Annotated in this window: 18 protein-coding genes and 2 tRNA genes; 7 read left to right on the top strand and 13 right to left on the bottom strand. The window is 60.0% G+C overall.

The genetic code is table 11. From position 1 onward, the window contains the following. The first annotated feature begins 189 nt into the window (after positions 1–189). Positions 190–1500 carry an O-acetylhomoserine aminocarboxypropyltransferase gene (locus tag AC3WOY_RS21190; RefSeq protein ID WP_492427362.1) on the top strand — a complete coding sequence of 437 codons (1311 nt, stop codon included), beginning with the start codon at positions 190–192 and terminating at the stop codon, positions 1498–1500. Between the two features lies 1 nt (position 1501). Further along, positions 1502–2308: an alpha/beta fold hydrolase gene (locus AC3WOY_RS21185; RefSeq protein ID WP_492427360.1), complete on the top strand. Its 807-nt coding sequence runs from the start codon at positions 1502–1504 to the stop codon at positions 2306–2308. On the opposite strand, the gene AC3WOY_RS21180 is transcribed toward AC3WOY_RS21185, so the two are convergent. Further along, entirely contained in the window at positions 2295–3518 is a 1224-nt protein-coding gene (locus AC3WOY_RS21180; RefSeq protein ID WP_492429377.1) for a YihY family inner membrane protein, read from the bottom strand. The two genes, AC3WOY_RS21185 and AC3WOY_RS21180, sit on opposite strands and share 14 nt — an antisense overlap. A 133-nt stretch (positions 3519–3651) precedes the next feature. Here AC3WOY_RS21180 and wrbA point away from each other — a divergent pair, with 133 nt between their 5' ends. From wrbA to AC3WOY_RS21160, 4 genes are read left to right on the top strand one after another with little or no spacing between them, the layout of a single operon-like run. Continuing rightward, a complete protein-coding gene (gene wrbA, locus AC3WOY_RS21175; RefSeq protein ID WP_492427358.1) occupies positions 3652–4260 on the top strand; it encodes an NAD(P)H:quinone oxidoreductase in 609 nt (202 codons plus the stop codon). After that, positions 4257–4640 carry a DUF2069 domain-containing protein gene (locus AC3WOY_RS21170; protein ID WP_492427356.1) on the top strand — a complete coding sequence of 128 codons (384 nt, stop codon included), beginning with the start codon at positions 4257–4259 and terminating at the stop codon, positions 4638–4640. Before wrbA ends, AC3WOY_RS21170 begins: the two co-directional genes overlap by 4 nt. Further along, the gene (locus AC3WOY_RS21165; protein WP_492427354.1) at positions 4637–6043 is read left to right on the top strand and encodes an FAD-binding oxidoreductase; all 1407 of its coding nucleotides are present in this window, start codon (positions 4637–4639) and stop codon (positions 6041–6043) included. Before AC3WOY_RS21170 ends, AC3WOY_RS21165 begins: the two co-directional genes overlap by 4 nt. Next, positions 6040–6504: a DUF4124 domain-containing protein gene (locus AC3WOY_RS21160; protein WP_492427352.1), complete on the top strand. Its 465-nt coding sequence runs from the start codon at positions 6040–6042 to the stop codon at positions 6502–6504. Before AC3WOY_RS21165 ends, AC3WOY_RS21160 begins: the two co-directional genes overlap by 4 nt. Before the next feature lie 6 nt (positions 6505–6510). Here AC3WOY_RS21160 and AC3WOY_RS21155 read toward each other — a convergent pair whose 3' ends face one another. The 8 genes from AC3WOY_RS21155 to AC3WOY_RS21120 form a co-directional block, all read right to left on the bottom strand. Beyond that, complete coding sequence (locus AC3WOY_RS21155; RefSeq protein ID WP_492427350.1) at positions 6511–7809, bottom strand: HD-GYP domain-containing protein; 1299 nt, start codon at positions 7807–7809, stop codon at positions 6511–6513. 122 nt (positions 7810–7931) lie between these two features. Then, positions 7932–8008, bottom strand: a tRNA-Arg gene (locus AC3WOY_RS21150). A gap of 110 nt (positions 8009–8118) precedes the next feature. Next, positions 8119–11064: an EAL domain-containing protein gene (locus AC3WOY_RS21145; protein ID WP_492427348.1), complete on the bottom strand. Its 2946-nt coding sequence runs from the start codon at positions 11062–11064 to the stop codon at positions 8119–8121. A gap of 350 nt (positions 11065–11414) precedes the next feature. Then, positions 11415–11491, bottom strand: a tRNA-Pro gene (locus tag AC3WOY_RS21140). Positions 11492–11601: 110 nt separating this feature from the next. Continuing rightward, the gene (gene glmM / locus AC3WOY_RS21135; RefSeq protein ID WP_492427346.1) at positions 11602–12939 is read right to left on the bottom strand and encodes a phosphoglucosamine mutase; all 1338 of its coding nucleotides are present in this window, start codon (positions 12937–12939) and stop codon (positions 11602–11604) included. A 3-nt stretch (positions 12940–12942) separates the two neighbouring features. Next, positions 12943–13800 (bottom strand): dihydropteroate synthase, encoded by an 858-nt coding sequence (gene folP, locus AC3WOY_RS21130; RefSeq protein WP_492427344.1) that lies wholly within the window; start codon positions 13798–13800, stop codon positions 12943–12945. A gap of 70 nt (positions 13801–13870) precedes the next feature. Then, positions 13871–15757: an ATP-dependent zinc metalloprotease FtsH gene (gene ftsH, locus AC3WOY_RS21125; protein ID WP_492427342.1), complete on the bottom strand. Its 1887-nt coding sequence runs from the start codon at positions 15755–15757 to the stop codon at positions 13871–13873. A 236-nt stretch (positions 15758–15993) separates the two neighbouring features. Then, positions 15994–16638 (bottom strand): RlmE family RNA methyltransferase, encoded by a 645-nt coding sequence (locus AC3WOY_RS21120; protein ID WP_492427340.1) that lies wholly within the window; start codon positions 16636–16638, stop codon positions 15994–15996. A gap of 34 nt (positions 16639–16672) precedes the next feature. Between AC3WOY_RS21120 and yhbY the strand changes: the two genes are divergently transcribed. Beyond that, positions 16673–17146, top strand: a complete 474-nt coding sequence (yhbY, locus tag AC3WOY_RS21115) for a ribosome assembly RNA-binding protein YhbY (RefSeq protein WP_492427338.1) — start codon at positions 16673–16675, stop codon at positions 17144–17146. A 45-nt stretch (positions 17147–17191) separates the two neighbouring features. Here yhbY and AC3WOY_RS21110 read toward each other — a convergent pair whose 3' ends face one another. The 4 genes from AC3WOY_RS21110 to carA all read right to left on the bottom strand — a co-directional run bounded on the left by AC3WOY_RS21110 (position 17192) and on the right by carA (position 22596). Next, on the bottom strand, positions 17192–17638 hold the full coding sequence (locus AC3WOY_RS21110) for a DUF4149 domain-containing protein (protein WP_492427336.1): 447 nt from the start codon (positions 17636–17638) through the stop codon (positions 17192–17194). Between the two features lie 6 nt (positions 17639–17644). Beyond that, the gene (greA, locus tag AC3WOY_RS21105; protein WP_492427334.1) at positions 17645–18121 is read right to left on the bottom strand and encodes a transcription elongation factor GreA; all 477 of its coding nucleotides are present in this window, start codon (positions 18119–18121) and stop codon (positions 17645–17647) included. Between the two features lie 97 nt (positions 18122–18218). Then, on the bottom strand, positions 18219–21449 hold the full coding sequence (gene carB / locus AC3WOY_RS21100; RefSeq protein ID WP_492427332.1) for a carbamoyl-phosphate synthase large subunit: 3231 nt from the start codon (positions 21447–21449) through the stop codon (positions 18219–18221). Continuing rightward, entirely contained in the window at positions 21442–22596 is a 1155-nt protein-coding gene (gene carA / locus AC3WOY_RS21095; RefSeq protein ID WP_492427330.1) for a glutamine-hydrolyzing carbamoyl-phosphate synthase small subunit, read from the bottom strand. Before carA ends, carB begins: the two co-directional genes overlap by 8 nt. Between the last annotated feature and the right edge of the window lie 103 nt (positions 22597–22699).

The following is a 22699-nucleotide window of genomic DNA, read 5'->3' as shown; positions in this document are numbered from 1 at the left end:
TGAATGTAGCCTAAGCGGAATGAAAAATCCAGCGCGGACAAAAACGCTGCCACTCCGTTCCGCAAAATAACACCCTCTGACCTGTCATCTGCATGACAACCCGTTGGTACTTTCAATGCTAGCATGCAAGGATCTCGCAGACGAGCCGCACAAGACTGATCTAGAACAAGTTTTGGAGTCAAACGACCGATGAGTTCCCCGAAATATCCAGGGTTCGATACCCTGTCCCTGCACGCCGGTGCCGCCCCGGATCCTGCCACCGGTGCGCGCGCTACGCCCATTTACCTTACCACGTCCTTCGTATTCAAGGATTCGGACCACGCCGCGTCGCTGTTCAACATGGAGCGTGCGGGCCATGTTTATTCCCGCATCTCCAACCCGACCAATGCAGTCCTGGAAGAGCGCATTGCAGCACTGGAAGGCGGCGTGGCCGGTCTTGCTGTCGCCAGCGGCCAGGCCGCGATGCACCTCGGGCTGGCTACGATCGCAGGCGCCGGATCGCATGTGGTCGCCTCGCGCGCACTGTACGGCGGGTCTCAGAACCTGCTGGCGTACACGATGAAGCGCTTCGGCATCGAAACCACCTTCGTCGATCCGCGGGACATCGATGCATGGCGCAACGCGATCCGCCCCAACACCAAGGTGCTGTTTGGCGAGACCCTCGGCAATCCCGGCCTCGATGTGCTCGACATCCCGAAGGTCGCCGCGATCGCGCATGAACATTACCTGCCGCTGATGGTGGACGCGACGTTCACCACGCCTTACCTGCTCCGCCCGTTCGACCACGGCGCCGACCTGCTCTTCCATTCGGCCACCAAGTTCCTGTGTGGCCACGGCACTGCCATCGGCGGACTGCTGGTCGACGGCGGCACGTTCGACTGGCAGCAGGCCTATGAAAAAACCGGCCGCTTCGCCGAGCTGTGCGAGCCGTACGACGGTTTCCATGGCATGGTGTTCTCGGAAGAGTCTTCTGTTGCGCCGTTCTCCCTGCGTGCACGCCGTGAAGGTCTGCGCGATTTCGGCGCGGTCATGAGCCCGCATAATGCCTTCGCCATCCTGCAAGGCATCGAGACTCTCAGTCTGCGCATGGACCGCCATGTGGCCAATACCCGTAAGATCGTGGAATTCCTCGCCGCCCACCCTGCGGTCGCGTCGGTGTCCTATCCGGAGCTGGAATCGCATCCCGACCATGCGCTGGCAAAGACGCTGCTTCCGAAGGGTTGCGGCGCCGTATTCTCCTTCGGCATCAAGGGCGACCGCGCCGCGGGCCGACGCTTCGTGGAATCGTTGAAGGTCTTCTCCCACCTCGCCAACGTCGGCGATGCCAAGTCGCTCGTCATCCATCCCGCCTCGACCACCCACTTCCGCGTGCCGAACGAACAGCTGGCCGCATCGGGCATCACGGAAGGAACGATGCGCCTGTCGATCGGACTGGAAGATGCCGACGACCTGATCGAAGACTTGGGACGCGGCCTGAAGGCCGCGCAGAAGGGAGCGTGAGATGCTGCTGAACGTACAAGGACAGGAAGCCTACTGCTATACCGGCGGCAAGGCGTTCAACCCGGAATTGCCGACCGTCGTGTTCATCCACGGCGCGCAGCACGACCACTCGGTGTGGATCCTGCAGACGCGCTACTTTGCTCACCACGGTTTCAGCGTGCTGGCTGTCGACCTTCCCGGGCATGGCCGAAGCAAGGGCAGCCCGTTGCCGAGCGTGGAAGCGATCGCCGACTGGCTGCTGGCGCTGCTCGATGCGGCCGGCGTACAGAAGGCCGTGCTGACCGGGCACAGCATGGGTTCGCTGATTGCACTGGAGACCGCCTTCCGCGCCCCCGACCGCGTCACCAGGCTTGCGCTCGTCGGCACCGCGTATCCGATGAAGGTCTCCGACGTGCTTCTCGATGCCTCGCTCAACGAGGAGCAGACTGCGATCGACATGGTGAACATCTGGTCGCACTCGTCGATTGCGCACAAGCCCTCGTGCCCCGGCCCCGGATTTTCGGTCATGGGCGGCAACCAGCGTCTGATGCAGCACATCTCGCGGCACAATCCGGCCAAGGTCTTCCATACCGATTTTTCAGCGTGCAATTCCTATGCGAATGGAGAAGCCGCAGCGAAGGCTATCGCCTGCCCCACCCTGCTCCTGCTAGGTTCGCGGGACATGATGACGCCGCCGAAAGCGACCGCAACCTTGACCAAGGCGATCAACGGCGCAAAGGTCGTGCAAATCGATCACTGCGGCCACAACCTGATGGCGGAACAGCCGGATGCCGTACTGGAAAACCTGTACGGTTTCATGAAGAGCTGACCAGCCGCCCCTTCTGGAAATGCGTGGTCAGGGTCTCGTCGAGGCCCTGCTCCACGGCGGCTTCGACCTTCTTCGCGAGCGTTTCATTGCCCACGGCATTGAATACGAAGAGACGGTAGACATCCGCCACCTTCAGTTTTTCCGGATTGACCATCAGGGCCCAGGTATCGAGGCCGTCGGTGATCCGTTTCCCGAACTGGGACCGCTTCGGCGTCTCCGCCTTGATGCGGCCGACCCATCCGGCTTCCAGCATCTTCTGCAGCAGCACTTCGGACTCATCGAACCCCAGGCGGGTCTTCGACCGGATCGTACGCGCATCCACAGCCGCGTTGCTGCCCTCGGCACGCGCATCGTGCAGGACTTCCAGGATGGACATCGCATCGATGAATGCGCTTCCCGGCGAGCCGACATGCCACCAGCGTTCGTACTTGACCACCGGGAGCGCAGCCGCGAGAACCGCGCCGATCAACGCGATCAGCCACGATACGTAAATCCACAGCAGGAAGATCGGCAAGGCGGCGAGCGCACCATAGATCACCGTGTAAGTGGGGAATTTCGCGACAAACACGACGAAGAGACGCTTGGCGATTTCAAAAGCCACGGCGGCAAGCAGCCCCCCTGCCGCGGCATCGCGCCAGTCGACGATCCGGTTCGGCACCGCAACGTAAAGGAGCGTGAATGCGCCCGTCGTCAGCAGGACGGATATCAGCGTATAGACCGTCGCATTGAAGAGCGGGACGTCCCGCACGAAATCTCCGGTGGCCGTCAGCAGGTAGGACGTGGACGTGATCGATACGCCGATCATCAAAGGCCCCAGCGTCATGATCGCCCAATAGACCACCAGCCGCTGGGTGAAGGACCGCACCGACTTGACCCGCCAGATATGGTTGAACGCCCTGTCGATGGTCATCATCATGATGATCGTGGTGACGATCAGGCCGATCGCACCGACCGCTGAAAGCCGCGTCGCCTTGCTGGCGAACTGGTTGATGTTGCCCAGGATGGTATTGGCGATTGCCTTGGGCATCACGCTCTGGATGAAATAGGCTTCCAGCGACGCGCGGAAGGTATTGAACATCGGAAAAGTCGTGAAGATGGCCAGCGCCACCGTCACCATGGGCACGAGCGCCAGGACCGTGGTGAACGTCAGGCTGCCTGCTACCTGCGGCAGCCTTTCCTCGTTCAGCCGGCGCGTGGCGAAGCGCCACATTCCCCGGATGTCGTCGATGGGGAACCTGCTGAATATCCGATGGTTGAACAGGGACGGTCGGCCGGTGTTCTGCGTGTGCGGCATTGCTTCCTGATTGAATTTTTGTCCAGTAAAGCATCCTATAATACCAAGCATGATTTCGTCAGACCTCCCTATTCTCGTCCTGTACTACTCCCGCAATGGTGCAACACGCAAACTTGCCGAACTGATCGCGCAAGGCGTGGAAAGCGTTTCCGGCTGCGAGGCCCGCCTGCGCACGGTCCCCGTCGTATCCACTGTGACGGAGGCAACGGAGCCGGATATCCCGGCCAGCGGGGCGCCTTACGTCGAATTGCGTGACCTCGAAGAGTGCGCCGGACTTGCCCTCGGCTCCCCCACCCGCTTCGGCAACATGGCGGCGCCCCTGAAATACTTCCTGGACGGTACCTCTCCGCAGTGGTTGTCCGGCGCGCTGGTCGGCAAGCCCGCCTGCGTCTTCACTTCCACCGGAAGCCTGCACGGCGGACAGGAAACCACCCTGCTGTCGATGATGATTCCACTGCTGCACCATGGCATGCTGTTGCTCGGCCTGCCATACACCCATCCCGAACTGATGACCACCACCAGCGGCGGCACGCCATACGGTGCCAGCCACTGGTCGGGCGGCAACGGAACGAACACCATTTCAGACGACACAAAGCTGCTCGCCGTCGCCCTCGGCCGCCGCCTGGCGGAGACAGCTACCCGCCTGAGGAGCGCATGATGCAAAGAGCCATGTATTTCGGATCGGCTGCCAGCCTTGTCCTGCTCATCCTGCTCTGCGTCGCCTGGGAACTTGCGCTGGCGCCCTTGCGGCCAGGCGGGTCCTGGCTTGTGCTGAAAGTCATCCCGCTCCTGCTGCCGCTGCGCGGCGTGCTCAAGCGCGACCTCTACACGATGCAGTGGTCGTCCATGCTGATCCTCCTGTACTTTGCGGAAGGCATCGTGCGCGGCACCAGCGACCAGGGGTTGTCGGCGACGCTCGGCTGGGCCGAAGTCGCGCTGACCTGCATTTTCTTTGCCTGCACCATCTTCTACCTGCGCCCATTCAAGAAGGCCGCAAAGAAGCTGGCGCAGCAGGCCATCCAGAAGGCATCCAAATGAACGAATTCCTCGAAAAGTGCCGGTCAGCGATCGGCGACGGCCATGTCCTGACCGATGCTGCCGACATGGCCGGCTACCTGACCGACTGGCGCCGCCGATTCACCGGCAAGGCCCTCGCCGTCGTCAAACCGGGCAATACGGAACAGGTGGCGGCAATCGTCCGCCTGTGCAATGCCTACCGCGTGCCTGTCGTGCCGCAGGGTGGCAATACCGGCCTTGTCCTGGGCAGCGTTCCGGACGACAGCGGCACCGCAATCGTGATGTCGCTGACGCGCCTCAACCGCATCCGTGCCGTCGACACCATCAACAACACCATGACCGTCGAAGCCGGCTGCATCCTCGAACAGGTGCAGAATATCGCTGCCGAATCGGGCCGCCTGTTTCCGCTGTCCCTGGCCGCGGAAGGCAGCTGCACGATTGGCGGCAACCTGTCGTCGAACGCCGGCGGCACCGCCGTGCTCCGCTACGGCAACTCCCGGGAGCTTTGCCTGGGCGTCGAAGTCGTGACGGCGCAGGGCGAGATCTGGGACGGCCTGCGCGGCTTACGCAAGGACAACACTGGCTACGACCTGCGCGACCTGTTTATCGGCGCCGAAGGCACGCTCGGCATCATTACCGCCGCTGTCCTCAAGCTCTTTCCCCAGCCGCAGGCGCAGCTGACGGCGCTGGCAGCCATGCAATCGCCGGATGATGCGTTGCGCCTGCTGTCGCTCGCTCAGGAAAAATGCGGCCCCATCCTTACCGGTTTCGAACTGATGTCCGACTTCTGTCTGCAGCTCGTCGCGAAACACTTTCCACAGATGCGCCTGCCCTTCCCGCAGAACTACCCGCAATACGTGCTGCTGGAATTGTCGGACAGCGAATCCGAAGATCATGCGAATGCGATGCTCGAGGCGCTGATCACCGATGCCCTCGAACAGGACATGATCCAGGATGCTGCCGTGGCCTCCTCCATCGCCCAGTCGAAAGCATTGTGGAACCTGCGGGAGCACATCCCCTTGGCGCAGGCCGAGGAAGGCAAGAACATCAAGCACGACGTGTCGGTGCCGATTTCCCGTATCGGCGATTTCATCCGCGAAACCGATGTCCTGCTGCAGAAGGACTTTCCCGGTTGCCGCATGGTGACCTTCGGCCATCTGGGCGACGGCAATCTCCACTACAACGTATCACCTCCCGAACAGGGCTCGCCCGATGCCTTCATCGCCCACCAGGAAGCCATCAACCGTGTCGTGCATGACAGCGTGAACCGGTTCGGCGGATCGATTTCGGCGGAACACGGCCTCGGCGCGTTGAAGCGCAATGAAATCCGGCAGTACAAGTCCGACGTGGAACTGAACATGATGCGGGCACTCAAGCAGGCGCTGGATCCGCTGGGGCTGATGAACCCGGGCAAAGTGGTATGACGCGCGCGGCGGCAGGCAAGCTGGTTATTCTCATGATGCTCTGCCTGGCATCTCCGGCCTGGGCTATCTTCAAGTGCGATTCGGGCGGCAGGACCATCTACACCGACACCCCATGCGACGGGGGCAAGGAGCTCAAGGTCGACGCGACCGTGCCAGATGACGCTGCCGCGGCAAGCCGGCAGGCTGCACAGGAAAAACGCCAGTTGAAGACACTGGAACGCGAACGTTACAAGCGGGAAGCCGCCGATGAACGGGCGTTGAAAAAAGCTTCACGCGAAGGCGCCGCAAGGCACAAGAAATGTGCAGCCCATGCGCTCCGCCAGAAGCACGCCAGGGAAGACGTAGCAAGGACAACCGGACTTGCCAATGAAAAGGCAAAGCGCAAGGCGCAGCGAATCACCGAAGCTTATGAAGCGGAATGCGGCAGGTGGTATGAGCGCGAAATGAGCGTCGCGCGGTAAAACGGCTCACTCGCCATCGAGCAGTTCGATGAGCGGCTGGAGTGCGGATGACTCTGCCTCTTCCAATGCTGCCGCATGCAGCGACAGGTCCCGCGCCACATCGCGCAGCCGCCACTGGATCTCACTTGTCGCAACCGCGGTTTCAAACAGGATCTGGGCACTGCGCGTTTCGAAGAAACTGCTCCCCGCATCAAGGCACACATCGAGTCCCGTACTGCTGAAGGCGCGCTGGATGGTGGTGGTGCGCTTCTCCACCTCCTGCAACAGTTGCTGCGACTTTTTCGATTTCAGCTCGGGCCTGGCGATAAGGTCCTCGCCCATCTGGCGAACGGATACGATGCGATCGTACAAGGTCTGCACCCGCCCGCGCTCCTCGCCGGTGGGTTCGCCCGTTTCGTCCGGCTGCCGCACACCGTCGCCCCGTGCCCCCTGCATCGCCACGGACACGACGGCACCAAGTTCCCGTGCAAACTCGCCCGGCAATATCTTCAATGCGAGGTCGGCACGCTGAAGCGGCTTGTCCTTGTCCAGGAATATGCCGGAAATCATTTCCGCAACCGAAATCACCTGCCCCGGCGCACTGATACTGCTGCCCGTCACTTGGCGCGGATAGCCGCTGCCATCGAAACGCTCGTGGTGCTCATATACAGCCTGTGCAACGCTGGCCGGATAGTTTTCCAGACCGGCGATCAGCATCTGGCCGATGCGCGGGTGCACTACCACATGACGCCACTCATGCGGATACAAGCGGCGATTGGAATGCAGGTACTCCGAATCGATATACAGCTCGCCGATATCGTGCAGCAGGCCTGCCAGGGCAACGACAGTCTGGTCCGTCATGCTCAGGCCGAATTTCCGTGCCAGGCAGATCGACAGCAGGCAGACCATGACGCTGTGTTCCAGCGCCGCTTTTCCGCCGCGCTCGATGATGGTGAGCATGGTGCTCATGGCGCTGCCGAACTGAATTCCAGCGAGCACCTGCAATGGCGACACGCCGCCGCTGACGGTACGCATGATGGAGCGCACCGGCTCCACGGTGTCGGCGATACGCTGGGCTTCGTTGGAGATGAGGTCGATATTGACCCCGGATTCGACCGCAATGCTGGATTCGAACGGCTTGCTCAGCTTGCGCATCGTGAGCCGCTCCTGGAGCCCGCGCGAAATTCTTGCCCCTTTGGCAACCAGTTTCATGCCCCGGGCGTCGAAGATATCTTCAGTTGCCGTAATGTCGGCTTGCTCGGCGAGGCTCAGGACCTTGTCGAGATAATGCTTGTTGACCGACGTTATGACATGTTCTTCAGGCATCGATGCGCATGGGCCGCCTACGGCCCAAGATTTCTCTTGAGCAAGATTATACGCTTGGTATTAGCCCGTATGACACGGATTCGCAAAGGCTTGATGCAGGACGGGAAAAATGGCAATGACGGTGGCCTGCCCAGCAGGAGTCGAACCTGCGACCTACGGCTTAGAAGGCCGTTGCTCTATCCAACTGAGCTATGGGCAGCGTGATTGCATCCGGAATCAGGAAGCGGCACACCAAGGGTGCCGCCACACCGGAAAACGAGGCTTGCGGATATTACATCTAATGACAACCGGTTTCAATGATCGGCGCAATCAGTGTTTGCCCTCGCGCATGAAGAGTTCGAATTTTTCGACCGGCATCGGCCGCCCCAAGTGATAGCCCTGCATGACATCACAATCCTGCGCCCGCAGGAAATCGAGCTGCTCCGCGGTTTCCACGCCTTCGGCGATCACGAGGAGCTTCAAGCTGTGCGCGAGCGCGATCACGGCCTTGGCAATCGCCGCATCATCCGCATCGACGCTGATATCGCGAACGAAGGATTTGTCGATCTTCAATGCATCGATGGGGAAGCGTTTCAGATAGTTGAGGCTCGAATAACCGGTGCCAAAATCATCGATCGAGAGATGCACGCCCATCGCGCTGAGTTTGTGCAGGGTCTCCGCCGCCGCCTCGGGACTCTCCATGACGACACTTTCAGTAATCTCGAGTTCGAGCCACTCAGGACGGCAGCGCGTCTCATCGAGGGTCTGGGACACCATCTTGACGATATCCTGCTGCTTGAACTGGCGTGCAGACAGATTGACGGCGATGCGCAGTTCCGGGAACAGGCCGGCATCGTGCCACTGCCGTTTCTGCTCGCAGGCACGGCGGAGCACCCACTGCCCGATCGGCACGATCAGGCCGGTTTCCTCCGCAATCGGAATGAAATCGCCGGGGAAAACCGTCGCCTGCCCCGGAGGTTCCCAGCGCAGGAGAGCCTCCGCTCCAGTCAGGCGCCCTGTGGCGATATGCATCTGCGGCTGGTAATGCAGGACGAACTCCTCGCGTTCCAGCGCGCGGCGAAGCCCCGTCTCGAGCTTGAGGCGGTCAAGCGCCCTTGAATTCATTTCGTGCGCATAGAACTGGAAGTTGTTTCTCCCGGCATCCTTCGCGCGGTACATCGCCGTATCGGCATTCTTGAGCAAGGTCTGGCCATCCTGGCCATCCTTGGGATACATGCTCACCCCGATGCTTCCCGTCGGATAGAACTCGTGCCCCTGGATCGACATCGGCCGCGCCAGAGCCTCGAGGATTTGCTGGGCCATGGTCGCCACTGCGTCCTCGCGCGCGACATCCGGGCGAATCAGCACGAACTCGTCGCCGCCCAGGCGCGCAATGGTATCGCCGGCACGGACGCACGCAGAAAGCCTGCGCGCGATCTCGACAATGATCTTGTCGCCGACATCATGACCCAGGCTGTCGTTGATATTCTTGAATCGGTCGAGATCGATCAGCATGACCGCTACCTGCCCCTTGGACCGCCCGGCGAACACCAGCGCCTGTCCGAGACGGTCGAGCAGCAAAGACCGGTTCGGAAGACTGGTGAGCGCATCATGGTTCGCGAGATGCAGCAACTCTTCTTCGATCTGCTTGCGCCGCGAGATGTCCTCCACCACCGTGCTGTAGTACTTCGGATTGCCGTCCTCGTCGCGCACCATGGAACTGGTGAGGTTGATCCAGATGTAGTAGCCGTTCTTGTGGCGATAACGCTTCTCGCGCGTCTTTTCATCCAGCTCGCCGGCGATCATGCGACGCGCAAGCGCCCAGTCCGACACGAGATCCTCGGGATGGGTGATGTCCTGGAAACTCATGCCGAGCAATTCCGCGCGCGAATAGCCGACGATCTCGCACAGCTTGTTGTTCACCATCATCCAGCGCCCGTCCGGCGCCACATGCGCAAGGCCGACAGCAGCCTGGTTGAACGCCACGCGGAAGCGCTCCTCGCTTTCGCGAAGCACCTCCTCCGCTGCCACCCGCTCGGCAATGTCACGGACGACGGCGACCAGCAACTGCCTTCCCTCGGACTGGACAGCGCGCAAATAGACTTCCACGGGCAAGCGCGAGCCATCCTTGCGCTGGTGAACCGTCTCGATCATGCCTGTCTTGCTTCCTGACTGAATCACCTCATCGAAGCGCCGGTGGATGCGCTCCAGCTCGCCCTCGTCGGGCTTCAGGTCCTGCGGTCCGAGCCGGAGCAGCTCCGCGTGGCTGTAACCAAGCGTTTCCAATGCGGTTTCGTTGGCATCGATAAAGCGCATTTCCTCACGGTCGATCAGGTAAACCGCATCGATCGAACTGTCGAGCGCCATGCGGAACCGGCGCAGCTCCTCCTGCGAACGCACCCGCTCCGTGATCTCCTGTGCCATCAGGAGCAGAACGTTTTCCTGGCTCAACAAGGCAGTGGACAGGTGGAACTCGAAGTACCGCTTGCCCCCATCATCCGACACGCTCACCTGCAGATCCCGTGTCTGCTCGCCGTTGACAAGCGACTGTTTCAGCCGTTCCGTCAGTTGACGGCTCCAGACGACGGAGGTCAGCGATTGCCCGATCACATCCGTATCCCGCCTGACCTTGAACATGCTGCACATCGCATGATTGATCGAGCGGATTTTCAGGTCGGCATCCACTACCATGAGGCCGGAAGGCATCGAGGTGATGATCTGTTCAGCGTAGTTCTTGACACGCACGATTTCGGCACGGTCAGCCTGAAAATACGTGTCCAGAGCCAGAACCATGTCGAAGCAGATCACTTTCAGGATCGCGTCGTACGTGCGGAAGAACTCTTGCGGGTCATCCTCGAACAGGGTGGAAAGAACGGGGATGAGTCCAGACAGGTACTTGCGATAAGCGCCGACGTACCACTTCGGCTCCAGGGCAATCATTTGGTGCACGATGCCGACACGGAGGCGGTCTTTCACATAGCCGGTGTCATAGTTGCCTGCAGTGAGGCGATCGAAATAGGAGATCTGTGCAAGCCTGAGACGCTCGACCTTGAGCGGATCGGCAAGCATTGCCTTGAGCTCGGGGAACTGGAACAGGTATTCGTGAAATGAAGCGACGAGCTGCTTCTGATACGGCTTCAGCCGGGGGTGCACCTTGCGCAGGCATACCACGTCATCGTCGGTAATCTCCAGCGCATCCTTGCGCCTGGCAATGTCGCCGAGGTCCAGGCCGATCTCCGTAGAGATCAGGTCAACCAGTTCCTCAAGCTTCTTCATTCGGCGGCCCCGCACATATGCATCGGACACGACGCAAGTACAACAGATGCTGTGGGTTTTCCCATTCGCATGATTGATGGTATCCGGACAATTTGCGGGCCGTGCATGCCGCACGCGCGATCGACGCGGCAAGACAACGGGAATTTACGAGCGGAGCCACTACACTACGCGGCATTCCCTAAAAGCACATTTTGCCAGTATCTGACGCATGATGCCTAGGGTTATCATGCGAGCCATGCTGACTGGCGACACACTGCGCCGATTCAGCGCAATGCAATGAAGGTGGGGAGGAGATATATGAGGAGCGGTTCTCGGAAAATCCACCAGAGAATCCGCAACTTGACGTATTCTGGTCGGGGCGAGACGATTCGAACGTCCGACCACCTGATCCCAAATCAGGTGCGCTACCAGGCTGCGCTACGCCCCGAGAGAACTGCATCATACCGGCCCGGGGCACTCCGGTCAATTTATTGCAGCCAAGATGAAAAAAGTTGAGGAAGCGCAGCCGGCTCCCGCCCCCCCTCACACGCCTGCGAATCAAGCCGCCAGCTTGTCGGCAATCCGCCTTGCCATGCGTCCTGCATCGTCCGCATTGCGCGCCTCGACCATCACGCGGACGAGAGGCTCGGTACCGGATGCGCGAATCAGCACGCGGCCATTGTCGCCCAGCTCGGTCTCGACGACTTCCTTTTCCGCGACGACCGCGCCATTCTTCTGCCAGTCGAATCCGGGTGTGACCTTGACGTTGACAAGCGATTGCGGGAACAGAACAAGGTCGGCAGTCGCCTGGGCCAGGGTTTGGCCGCTCCGCTTCAATGCGGACAGGATCTGCAGCGCCGAGACGATGCCGTCGCCGGTGGTGTGCTTGTCCAGGAACAGCAGGTGGCCCGATCCTTCGCCGCCAATCAACCATCCGCGCTCCTGCAGCACCTCAAGCACATAGCGGTCGCCGACCTTTGCACGCGCAAAGCCGATACCCATCTGCTTGAGCGCGACTTCGAGCGCCATATTCGTCATGAGCGTGCCCACCACACCGGAGACCGGCGTGGTCGCCATGCGGTCCTTCACCATCACGTACAGCAATTCGTCGCCGTTGTAGGTGCGTCCGGTTGCATCAACCATCAGCAGGCGGTCGGCATCACCATCGAGCGCAATACCGAGATCCGCCTTGTGCTCCTTCACCGCGGCCGACAACGCGGCAGGCGCGGTTGCACCAACGCCGTCGTTGATGTTCAGGCCGTTCGGCTGGTTACCGATCGCAACGACTTCCGCGCCGAGCTCATGGAACACATCAGGGGCGATGTGATATGCGGCGCCATGCGCGCAATCCACCACGATCTTCAATCCCTTGAGGTCCAGCTCGTTCGGGAAGGTGCTCTTGCAGAATTCGATGTAACGTCCCTGGGCATCGAACAAGCGCTTGGCCTTGCCGAATTTTTCCGAAGACACGCAGTCCATCGGACCTTCCAGCAGGGCTTCGATGTCGGCCTCGACGGAATCGGGCAGCTTGTTGCCGGAAGCCGAGAAAAACTTGATGCCGTTGTCATCGTAGGGATTGTGGGACGCAGAAATGACGACGCCCGCGGAAAGGCGCAAGGCACGCGTGAGATAGGCAATCGCCGGCGTCGGCATCGGACCGGCGAGCATGACATCTACACCTGCGGCGGCGAAGCCCGCTTCGAGCGCGGCCTCCAGCATGTAACCGGAAATACGCGTGTCCTTGCCGATCAATACAACAGGCTTGCTGCTGCTTGTTTCCGCTTGCGCCAATACTTTTCCGGCGGCGTAGCCAAGCTTCATCACGAGGTCCGGAGTAATCGGAAGCACACCGACACGGCCACGCACGCCGTCGGTACCGAAATATTTACGCGTCATGTTTTATCCCTGTTTTGACTGTTCAACCGCCATCCATACTTTCAGCGCATCGACTGTTTCTGCGACGTCATGCACCCGAATGATCGCCGCGCCATGGGCAACCGCAGCCAAGGCCGCTGCAAGACTTCCGGCAAGCCGCTGTTCTACCGGCCGGCCGGTGATTGCGCCGATCATCGATTTCCTTGAAACGCCGGCAAGCACAGGCACGCCGGTCTCTTCCGATATTCTCTCCATGTTGCGCAGAAGCGCAAGATTGTGTTCGACTGTTTTCCCAAACCCAAAGCCCGGATCCACGCATATCCTGGTGCTGTCGACACCTGCTTCGTCCATCGCCGCCACGCGCTCATGCAGGAACAGCGTCACATCGCGCATCACATCCTGGTATTCCGGACTCAACTGCATGGTGAGCGGATCTTTCTGCATGTGCATGATACACAACGCACAATCGCTCTGGTTGACTGCACTCAACGCACCTTCCGCCCGAAAACCGTTGATGTCGTTGATCATGTCGGCACCTGCATGCAGCGCTTCGCGCATGACCTCGGGTTTGTAAGTATCGATGGACAACGGCTTCCCGCAATCGCGCAATGCATAGACGACAGGCATCACGCGACGCAATTCCTCTTCCAGCGGCAAGGGTTCCGCACCCGGCCTACTCGACTCGCCCCCAATGTCGATGATGTCGACGCCATCGGCAATCATCTGCTCGGCACGCGACAAGGCCAGGTCGATGGAATGGAACTGGCCGCCGTCGGAAAACGAATCCGGCGTTACATTCAATATACCCATGACCAGGGGCCTGAACTGGCCCGGCGTCAGCGGAAACCGAAAGCGGCCGCATTGAAAGTGGTTGGTCTTCATTTCAGGCAAACAAAAAGGGCGAGGAATTATCCTCACCCTTGTTGAACAAACATTGGAGAACAGCTACGCGTTATGCAGGCGCGGTCGCATTCGGGGACACTCCGCCCGAGGTATTGTCGGACGCGGAACGCTTGGCCGGTACACCAGCCTTCGGCGGACGCGGCTCATGGCCTTCCATGATGTCGTTGATCTGGTCTGCGTCGAGAGTTTCCCAATCGAGCAATGCCTTGGCCATGACTTCGACCTTGTCCTTGTTCTCTTCCAGCAGACGGCGCGACAACGCATATTGTGCGTCGAGGATGGAGCGGATTTCCTGGTCCACCTTCTGCTGCGTTGCTTCCGACACGGTCTTCGAGCTCATACGGCCGAAGTAGGCATCCTGCTCGCTGTCTTCGTAGACCATGGTACCCAGCGTTTCGGACATGCCGTAACGGGTGACCATGGCGCGTGCCAGCTTGGTTGCACGCTCGAAGTCGTTCGATGCGCCCGTGGACATCTGGTGCATGAAGATTTCTTCTGCGATGCGGCCGCCGAACAGGATGGCGATCTCTTCCAGCATCTTGTCCTTGTACATGTTCACGCGATCATGCTCAGGCAGCTGCCAGGTGAGGCCAAGGGCATAGCCGCGCGGCATGATAGTGACCTTGTGAACCGGATCCGCCTTCGGCAACAGCTTTGCCACCACGGCGTGGCCGGACTCGTGGTACGCGGTATTGCGGCGTTCTTCCTCACGCATGACTGCGGACTTGCGCTCCGGCCCCATCACGATCTTGTCCTTGGCGTCTTCGAAGTCCTGCATTTCAACCAGGCGCTTGTTGCGGCGGGCGGCAAACAGGGCTGCCTCGTTCACCAGGTTGGCCAAGTCGGCACCGGAGAAACCGGGCGTGCCGCGAGCCAGGATGTCGGCCTTGACGTCCGGTGCAATGGGCACCTTGCGCATGTGTACATAAAGGATCTGCTCGCGTCCGCGAATATCGGGCAGGCCGACCATCACCTGACGGTCGAAACGTCCCGGACGCAGCAGCGCCTTGTCGAGGACATCGGCACGGTTGGTTGCAGCAATCACAATCACGCCGGAATTGGCTTCAAAGCCGTCCATCTCGACCAGCAACTGGTTCAGCGTCTGCTCGCGCTCATCGTTACCGCCGCCGAGGCCAGCGCCGCGATGACGGCCGACAGCGTCGATTTCGTCGATGAAGATGATGCAGGGAGAATGCTTTTTCGCATTTTCGAACATGTCGCGAACGCGCGATGCGCCGACACCGACGAACATTTCGACGAAGTCCGAGCCGGAAATCGTGAAGAACGGAACCTTCGCTTCGCCGGCGATGGCACGTGCGAGAAGCGTCTTACCCGTGCCGGGCGGGCCGACCATCAGTACGCCGCGGGGAATGCGTCCGCCGAGTTTCTGGAATTTCGTCGGGTCGCGCAGGAAGTCAACGAGTTCCTGCACTTCCTCTTTCGCTTCGTCGCAGCCTGCGACGTCGGCAAAGGTGACCGTATTGCTGGCTTCATCCAGCATGCGCGCCTTGGAGCGGCCGAACGAGAATGCCCCGCCCTTGCCGCCGCCCTGCATCTGGCGCATAAAGAACACCCAGACGCCGATCAGCAGCAGCATCGGGAACCAGGAAATGAATACTTGTGACAGGAAGGACTGCTCTTCCGGCTGCTTCACGTCGAACTTGACGCCGTTATTGACGAGGTCGCCGATGAGACCACGGTCGAGATAAGTCACCGCGGTCTTGATGCGCTTGCCATCGTTGGTCGTGGCAATGATCGTACGATCCTCGATGGTAGCTTCGCGGATCTGCCGCGCTTTCACTTCGTCCAGGAAGTCCGAGTAGGGTATAGGCGTTGCGCCTCCCGCCAGTGTTCGACCGTCGAATTGCTTGAATACGGTGAACAGCACCAGGGCGATGACAACCCAGATGGCGGCTTTCGAAAACATGTTGTTCACTAGAACTCCTTAGACGCAACAGCGCCCGTTTACATTACTTGTAAAATTGATTCTACCCGCATTAACCAGCGCTTGCCAGCCTGAATATTTCGGCAAAGCGCAGGATGATCCGGGGCAAAACTGCCGTAATTGTCGCTTGGAGCCCACTGCAAGACGCGCGATTCCGACCGCTGTGGATATGCGGTCATAATCGGATATATCAAGGGTTGCCAGGAAGGCAACTTGCACAGTTGCAATCAAGAAGGGTTTTTCAATACCTTGCCGAGCAAAAAGACTTCAGACGATTTGTCCCTGCTGGCCTTGGGCTTCTTCTGGGAGACAACCTTGAACTCATCCTTGAACTTCCCGAGGATTTCGTTAAAGCCCGTGCCGTTGAAACATTTGACGAGGAGCGCTCCGGAAGGTTTCATGTGAGCGCGCGCAAAATCGATCGCCAGATCAATGATATGCTCCACGCGCGCGGCGTCCGCGATGGCGACGCCTGAGAGGTTAGGCGCCATGTCGGACAGCACGAGGTCCACCTGACGCCCTTCCAGCACTGCTTCCAGCTGGTTCAGCACTTCCTGCTCACGAAAATCGCCTTGTATGAAATGCACGTCGGCGATCGGATCCATTGGCAGCATATCAAGTCCGATGATGGTGCCATTGATGCCGCCGCCCTCTTTCCCTGCCAGCTTGTTGCGGACGTATTGAGACCAGCTTCCCGGCGTACATCCAAGGTCGACGATGACCTGTCCCGGCTTGATGAGCTTCTCGCCTTCATCAATTTCCTTGAGCTTGTAGACCGCGCGAGCACGATAGCCCTCCTTCTGCGCCTGCTTCACATAAGGATCGTTGATGTGGTCGTGTATCCAGTTTTTGTTGAATTTGTTCTTTGCCATTCGCGTAGAATACCGCTTTTAAGGAATATTAATCATGGTGAAACTGACACCCGCAGAGCGCAGCGCGCTTCGCTCCGAAGCCCACGCCCTCAACCCGGTCGTCATCATCGGCGACGCCGGACTGACCTCTGCCGTGCTGAAGGAAATCGACGCCAGCCTGGATGCGCATGGCCTGATCAAGGTGCGCGTCTTCGGCGATGACCGCGAAGCGCGAATCGAGATTTACGAAACGATCTGCGAAAAACTCGGCGCGGCACCGGTTCAGCACATCGGCAAGCTGCTCGTGCTTTACCGTCCGCAGAAAGAAGCGCAGAAAGATCGCAGCGAAAAGCGCGGCAAGGGATTGCGCGAAGTCACCATTGTCAAGCCGAGCCCAAGCGGCACAAAACGGCCCACCGTCCAGAAAGTCGTCCTCAAGGGCAATGAACGCGTTACCGCGGGCGGCACGATCAAGCGGGCGAAGAAGCGCCAGACCAGCTCCAAGAAATCGGCCCTTGGCAGGGCTTGATCAATCTGCCGCAATGTCCGTCATTGCGACGAGATTCGACGGCGGTCAGCGAAGTTTCCAGACGAGGAATCCACCCAGGATACTCTGAATGAGATAGAACACGCTGGCCACGCCATGCAGCAGTCCGAACCTGGATCTGGACTGCGCATCCATTACCCCTCCGACCGCAGATTCCTTCAGCGCTACCATGAAGGGCTGCAGCCCGAAATAGCCAACCAGTGTGCAGGCGAGCATTCCGGACACAATCCACAAGAGATGCTTGCGTGCCTTGGCATCGTAATCGTTGCTCATCCATTTGAAAGAGATGATCAGCGCGATTGCGCATGCGACTGACAACCATGCTTCAATCCGGAACAGCTTTCCGGCGATGAATCCAGCCAGCACCCTATCCGCAAGCGTCGCGAACAAGGTCGGTGCAACAACATAACCGATCGTCCACAGACTGCCCACCCAAAGGGTCACCAGCAGCATGCGGACGCGCACAACGCTCATGTCGAATCAGATGTAGCGGACTTCGAGGACTTCGTATTCGCGGATGCCGGAGGGTGCATTGACTTCGACCACGTCGCCGGCGTACTTCCCGATGAGCGCGCGGGCAATCGGGGAGGTAATGGAAATTTTTAGTTCCTTCAGGTCGGCCTCATCCTCGCCGACGATCTGGTAGGTCACCTTGTTGCCGGACTCGAGATCTTCGAGAGCGACGGTCGATGCGAACACGATGCGGCCTTCCGCGTCCAGCACGGTCGGATCGATGATCTGCGCCGCACCCAGTTTGCCTTCCAGTTCCGCAATGCGGCCCTCGATGAAGGCCTGGCGCTCCTTGGCGGCATCGTACTCGGCGTTTTCAGACAGGTCGCCCTGGGCGCGCGCTTCAGCGATGGCGTTGATGACGGCAGGACGGTCCTTGGTCTTGAGGCGGTGCAGCTCTTCCTTCAGCATTTCTGCGCCACGCTTGGTAATCGGTACTGTGCTCATATCTGTAGACAAAATGAAAACCACAGAGGTCACAAATAACCCCGGGAAAACCCGGAATCGTCTGTGACCTCTGTGGAAAGTTACTGAATTTGGAGGTTTAGTGTAAAGACTTATGCAGGCCTTGTAAATCGTAGACGTGCAACTCGTCCAGATGCCGCATGCCTTCGACCGCCGCCTCCGCGCCGGCGATGGTGGTGTAGGTCGTTGCGCGCGCCAGTAGCGCCGACGTACGGATCGCACGGGAATCGGTGATCGCCGTACGCTTTTCTTCCACCGTGTTGATGACCATGACAATCTCGTTGTTCTTGATCATGTCGACAACGTGCGGACGACCTTCCACGACCTTGTTGACCGGTGCGACCGGAATACCGGCTGCACTGATCGCCGCAGCGGTGCCCTTGGTTGCAACCAGCGAGAAACCCAGTTCGACCAGGTCCTTAGCCACCTGCACGGCGCGCGGTTTGTCGCTGTTCTTGACGCTGAGGAAGACCTTGCCGGACTTCGGCAGTTTCACGCCGGCGCCGAGCTGGGACTTCACGAAAGCTTCGCCGAAGGTCTTGCCCACGCCCATGACTTCGCCGGTCGACTTCATTTCCGGGCCGAGGATGGTATCCACGCCGGGGAACTTGTTGAACGGGAAGACGGCTTCCTTGACGCTGAAGTACTCGGGCACGACTTCGTTCTTGATGCCCTGACTGTCGAGCGACTGGCCGACCATGCAACGCGCGGCGATTTTCGCCAGTTGCAGGCCGGTTGCCTTCGACACGTAGGGAACGGTACGCGAGGCACGCGGGTTCACTTCCAGCACGAAGACAATGTCCTTCAGCTGGCCGTCGACTTCCTGCTGCTGGATGGCGAACTGCACGTTCATCAGGCCGACCACGTTCAGACCCTTGGCCATCAAAGAAGTCTGGCGCTTGAGTTCTTCGATGGTTTCCTTCGACAGAGAGTACGGCGGCAGCGAGCAGGCGGAATCGCCCGAGTGCACGCCGGCCTGTTCGATGTGTTCCATCACGCCGCCGATGAAGGTGCGCTGGCCGTCGGAGAGGCAATCCACGTCGACTTCGATCGCATCGTTCAGGAAGCGGTCGAGCAGCACCGGTGAATCGTTGGAGACCTTGACCGCTTCGCGCATGTAACGCTCGAGGTCACGCTGCTCGTGAACGATTTCCATTGCGCGGCCGCCCAGCACGTAGGACGGGCGAACCACCAGCGGATAGCCGATGTCCTGTGCGAGACGCAGTGCTTCTTCTTCCGTGCGCGCGGTGCGGTTCGGCGGCTGGCGCAGGCCGAGGTCCTGCAGCAGCTTCTGGAAACGCTCGCGGTCTTCGGCGGCATCGATCATGTCCGGCGAGGTGCCGACGATGGGCACGCCATTGGCTTCGAGGTCGAGCGCCAGCTTCAGCGGGGTCTGTCCGCCATACTGGACGATCACGCCGTAAGGTTTTTCCTTGTCGACGATTTCCAGCACGTCTTCCAGCGTCAGCGGCTCGAAGTAGAGACGGTCGGACGTGTCATAGTCGGTCGACACGGTTTCCGGGTTGCAATTGACCATGATGGTTTCGTAACCGTCGTCGCGCATCGCCAGTGCAGCGTGCACGCAGCAGTAGTCGAACTCGATGCCCTGACCGATGCGGTTGGGACCGCCGCCGAGGACCATGATCTTCTTCTTGTCGGTCGGCTGCGATTCGCACTCTTCATCGTAGGTCGAATACATGTACGCGGTCTTGGTCGCGAATTCCGCAGCGCAGGTGTCGACGCGCTTGTAGACCGGACGCACGCCCAGCTCGCGGCGCTTCTCGCGGATTGCCTTGTCGGTTGTCTTCAGCAGCTTCGCCATGCGACGGTCTGCAAAACCCTTCTGCTTCAGCTTGAACAGCGTGGTCTTGTCGAGTGCGTCCAGCGACTGGGTTTCCAGCCACAGCTCGATGTCGACGATTTCCTTGATCTGGACGAGGAACCACGGATCGATATGCGTGAGCTGCTGCACTTCTTCCAGCGAGAAGCCTTGTGCGAAGGCGTCACCCACGTACCAGATGCGTTCCGGACCGGGTTCGCCGAGCTGCTCTTCGATGGTCTCGCGGTCCTTGGTCTTTTCGTTCATGCCGTCGACGCCGACTTCCAGACCGCGCAGCGCCTTCTGGAAGGATTCCTGGAAGGTGCGGCCGATCGCCATCACTTCGCCCACCGACTTCATCTGGGTGGTCAGGTGGCTGTCGGCGGTCGGGAATTTCTCGAAGGCGAAACGCGGCACCTTGGTGACGACGTAGTCGATGCTCGGCTCGAACGATGCCGGGGTGGCACCACCGGTGATTTCATTACGCAACTCGTCGAGCGTGAAGCCGACGGCCAGCTTGGCCGCGACCTTGGCGATCGGGAAACCCGTTGCCTTGGATGCCAGTGCGGACGAACGCGACACACGCGGGTTCATTTCGATGACGATCATGCGGCCGTCTTTCGGATTCACCGCGAACTGAACGTTGGAACCGCCGGTGTCGACGCCGATCTCGCGCAGCACTGCCAGCGAGGCGTTGCGCATGATCTGGTATTCCTTGTCCGTCAGGGTCTGTGCCGGGGCGACCGTGATCGAGTCGCCGGTGTGCACGCCCATCGGGTCGAGGTTTTCGATCGAGCATACGATGATGCAGTTGTCCTTCTTGTCGCGGACGACTTCCATCTCGTACTCCTTCCAGCCGATCAGCGATTCCTCGATCAGCAGTTCGGAGGTCGGCGAGGCTTCGAGGCCGCGCTTGCAGATGGTTTCGAATTCTTCCGGGTTGTAGGCGATGCCGCCGCCGGTGCCGCCCATCGTGAAGGACGGACGGATGATGACCGGGAAGCCGATTTCCTTCTGCACCGCCCACGATTCTTCCATCGTGTGCGATACGCCGGAACGTGCGGAACCGAGGCCGATCTTGGTCATCGCCTGCTTGAACTTGGAGCGGTCTTCCGCCTTGTCGATGGCTTCGGGCGTGGCACCGATCAGTTCGCAGCCGTACTTGGTCAGCACGCCGTTGCGGTGCAGGTCGAGCGCGCAGTTGAGCGCGGTCTGGCCGCCCATCGTCGGGAGGATGGCGTCCGGACGTTCCTTGTCGATGATGCGCTCGACGACCTGCCAGGTGATCGGCTCGATGTAGGTGACATCGGCCATCTCCGGGTCGGTCATGATGGTCGCCGGATTGCTATTGACCAGGATGACCTTGTAACCCTCCTCGCGCAGCGCCTTGCATGCCTGCGCGCCGGAGTAGTCGAATTCGCACGCCTGGCCGATGATGATCGGGCCGGCGCCAATGATCAGGATGCTTTTGATATCTGTGCGCTTAGGCATTTTTGTGTTTCTCCATCATCGCCACGAAGCGATCGAACAGGGGGGCGATGTCATTCGGGCCGGGCGAGGCTTCCGGGTGTCCCTGGAAGCAGAATGCCGGCTTGTCGGTGCGTGCGAAGCCTTGCAGCGAACCGTCGAACAGCGAGACGTGTGTAACGCGGCAATTGGACGGCAGCGTATCGACGTCGACGGCAAAACCGTGGTTTTGCGAGGTGATCATCACCTGCTTGGTGTCGAGGTCCTGCACCGGGTGGTTCGCGCCGTGGTGGCCGAACTTCATCTTCAGGGTTTTCGCACCGGAAGCCAGCGCCATGATTTGATGGCCGAGGCAGATGCCAAAGGTCGGGATGCCGCGCTCGATCAATTCACGCGATGCCGCGATTGCGTAATCGCAGGGTTCCGGGTCGCCAGGGCCATTGGACAGGAAGATGCCGTCCGGATTCAGCGCGAGCGCATCCGCTGCGCTTGCCTGTGCCGGCAGGACCGTGACCTTGCAGCCGCGTTCGGCGAGCATGCGCAGGATGTTGTACTTGACGCCGTAGTCGAAGGCGACGACGTGGAATTTCGGATTCTCTTGCTTGCCGTAGCCGCTACCGAGCTTCCACTCGCTTTCGCTCCAGACGTAGGACTTGGCGGTCGACACGACCTTTGCCAGGTCCATGCCTGCCAGGCCGGGGAAGGACTTCGCCAGGGCGAGCGCATCTTCCGCGCTTGCCGATTCACCGGCGACGATGGCGCCGTTCTGTGCGCCCTTTTCGCGCAGGATGCGGGTCAGCTTGCGGGTATCGATGCCGGCGATGCCGACGACGTTTTCGGCCTTCAGGTAATCGGACAGGCTGCGCTGGGAACGGAAGTTCGAGACCAGCAGCGGGAGGTCCTTGATGATCAGGCCGGCTGCGTGGATCTTGGTTGCTTCGACGTCTTCTTCATTGACGCCGACGTTGCCGATATGCGGATAGGTAAGGGTGACGATCTGGCGGCTGTAGCTGGGGTCTGTCAGGATTTCCTGGTAGCCGGTCATGGCCGTGTTGAACACGACTTCACCGATCGTATGACCGGGAGCACCGATGGAAAAACCCTGAAAGATAGACCCGTCTGCGAGCGCAAGGATGGCCGGAACTGATTGGCCAGAAAAAAATGGCAGCAAGGGTAACTCCTGAGATGTTTACCGCCGCTGCGCCGCGCCAGAACGACCGTCGACCAAACGGCTTGCGCTGGCTGTCGTGGGTCTTTTTGGGACGGAAATGGAA

This window comes from Noviherbaspirillum sp. FW303-A3 (genome assembly GCF_058788695.1).
Note: the sequence above shows the minus strand (reverse complement) of the source record. Positions and strands in the feature narration are given on the sequence as shown.

What these genes read in the sequence shown, in the direction of transcription:
- AC3WOY_RS21190 (WP_492427362.1), top strand. Translation starts at nt 190, where the DNA reads ATGAGTTCCCCGAAATATCCAGGGTTCGATACCCTGTCCCTGCACGCC.
- AC3WOY_RS21185 (WP_492427360.1), top strand. Translation starts at nt 1,502, where the DNA reads ATGCTGCTGAACGTACAAGGACAGGAAGCCTACTGCTATACCGGCGGC.
- AC3WOY_RS21180 (WP_492429377.1), bottom strand. Translation starts at nt 3,518, where the DNA reads ATGTGGCGCTTCGCCACGCGCCGGCTGAACGAGGAAAGGCTGCCGCAG.
- wrbA (WP_492427358.1), top strand. Translation starts at nt 3,652, where the DNA reads ATGATTTCGTCAGACCTCCCTATTCTCGTCCTGTACTACTCCCGCAAT.
- AC3WOY_RS21170 (WP_492427356.1), top strand. Translation starts at nt 4,257, where the DNA reads ATGATGCAAAGAGCCATGTATTTCGGATCGGCTGCCAGCCTTGTCCTG.
- AC3WOY_RS21165 (WP_492427354.1), top strand. Translation starts at nt 4,637, where the DNA reads ATGAACGAATTCCTCGAAAAGTGCCGGTCAGCGATCGGCGACGGCCAT.
- AC3WOY_RS21160 (WP_492427352.1), top strand. Translation starts at nt 6,040, where the DNA reads ATGACGCGCGCGGCGGCAGGCAAGCTGGTTATTCTCATGATGCTCTGC.
- AC3WOY_RS21155 (WP_492427350.1), bottom strand. Translation starts at nt 7,809, where the DNA reads ATGCCTGAAGAACATGTCATAACGTCGGTCAACAAGCATTATCTCGAC.
- AC3WOY_RS21145 (WP_492427348.1), bottom strand. Translation starts at nt 11,064, where the DNA reads ATGAAGAAGCTTGAGGAACTGGTTGACCTGATCTCTACGGAGATCGGC.
- glmM (WP_492427346.1), bottom strand. Translation starts at nt 12,939, where the DNA reads ATGACGCGTAAATATTTCGGTACCGACGGCGTGCGTGGCCGTGTCGGT.
- folP (WP_492427344.1), bottom strand. Translation starts at nt 13,800, where the DNA reads ATGAAGACCAACCACTTTCAATGCGGCCGCTTTCGGTTTCCGCTGACG.
- AC3WOY_RS21120 (WP_492427340.1), bottom strand. Translation starts at nt 16,638, where the DNA reads ATGGCAAAGAACAAATTCAACAAAAACTGGATACACGACCACATCAAC.
- yhbY (WP_492427338.1), top strand. Translation starts at nt 16,673, where the DNA reads ATGGTGAAACTGACACCCGCAGAGCGCAGCGCGCTTCGCTCCGAAGCC.
- AC3WOY_RS21110 (WP_492427336.1), bottom strand. Translation starts at nt 17,638, where the DNA reads ATGAGCGTTGTGCGCGTCCGCATGCTGCTGGTGACCCTTTGGGTGGGC.
- greA (WP_492427334.1), bottom strand. Translation starts at nt 18,121, where the DNA reads ATGAGCACAGTACCGATTACCAAGCGTGGCGCAGAAATGCTGAAGGAA.
- carB (WP_492427332.1), bottom strand. Translation starts at nt 21,449, where the DNA reads ATGCCTAAGCGCACAGATATCAAAAGCATCCTGATCATTGGCGCCGGC.